2 protein-coding genes are annotated in these 1,118 nt (G+C 32.5%); both read right to left on the bottom strand.

The genetic code is table 11. The features are described from left to right. Positions 1–226: 226 nt before the first annotated feature. A complete protein-coding gene (locus tag O9324_RS19760) occupies positions 227–655 on the bottom strand; it encodes a PIN domain-containing protein (RefSeq protein WP_288141092.1) in 429 nt (142 codons plus the stop codon). Continuing rightward, positions 642–842, bottom strand: coding sequence for a hypothetical protein (locus tag O9324_RS19765; protein WP_288141093.1), 201 nt, complete (start codon positions 840–842; stop codon positions 642–644). Before O9324_RS19765 ends, O9324_RS19760 begins: the two co-directional genes overlap by 14 nt. Positions 843–1,118 lie beyond the last annotated feature (276 nt).

A 1,118-nucleotide genomic window follows, 5' to 3' on the forward strand; every position in this document is an offset into this window, starting at 1 on the left:
GAGATGACTACAGCCTTATCATCGGAGTCAGCCATGGCAATTTGGCCGCTATTATTGATGGTAAAGGCGGAGATACCGTCGCCATCGAGGTTAGGATTACCTGCGGTGATATTGTAGGGTTAAGGGGTTATTATCGGCATCAGTAGCGTTAATTGTGCCGACAACTGTACCGTTAGGACTGGTTTGAGAAATGTTAAAGACAGCATCATTAACCAGTAAAATAATTTTATTGCTTAAAGGGATTAATAATAGTTAATTTTTTATCAACAATTAAACCATCTTGCATATCTTCTGAATACAAAATATTTGCATCAGAAAATAAAGCACAAGCAATCACTAAACTATCCCAAAATGATAGATGGTATTGAGTTCTCAGATTAGATGCAGATTCAAAAATATCAAGATTAAATGAGATAACTTGATATTTTCTATAAAAGGAAACAATTAATTTAAACAATTGTTTTTCATCAAGCTTATGCTTTTTAAGTAAATTACAAGAAACCTCATTAACTATTTGGGTACTGATAATGATGGACTTTTCTTTAATTAATTGTTTTGCCAATATTCTTTTACTTTCTTCTTTTTTATCAGTGGAAAAAGCATAAAGCCAAATATTAGAATCAACAAAACAACTATGATTTTTAAGTTCTGCCATAAATTTCTTCTCGTTTCATAAATTCTAAATTATCAACCTCTATAGGATTTTCCAACAGGTATTCAATCATATCAATTTCAGGTTCACTTTGATTGAGTTGATTTTGAGCTTTAAATGCGGCAATAAGTACCTGTATCTGCTGAATTTGTTCAGGTTTAAGTCCAGTTACATTAATGTTTTTAATCATGGCTACCTTGGAATGATTTTTACTTTAATTATACTAATTACACGCTCTCACAATCATGATCTTCCTTTTTTACATCTTTGACTAAAATTATCGGTGTTAAAGATGGTACAGAGTCGATAGGGAATCCACCCGAACCTTAGTTCGAGTTAGATAAAGTTGATAAGTAAGCGAATAGTCGAGAAAACTGCCTCTAAAGACACCAAAACTATTAATCAAGCTTGGATGTCAGAAAATTTAGCACTGGTTAGGGATAATGCTTAGATTGTAGAGGCGAAT

Source organism: Microcystis sp. LE19-84.1B, from assembly GCF_027531875.1.
Lineage (GTDB): Bacteria > Cyanobacteriota > Cyanobacteriia > Cyanobacteriales > Microcystaceae > Microcystis > Microcystis panniformis.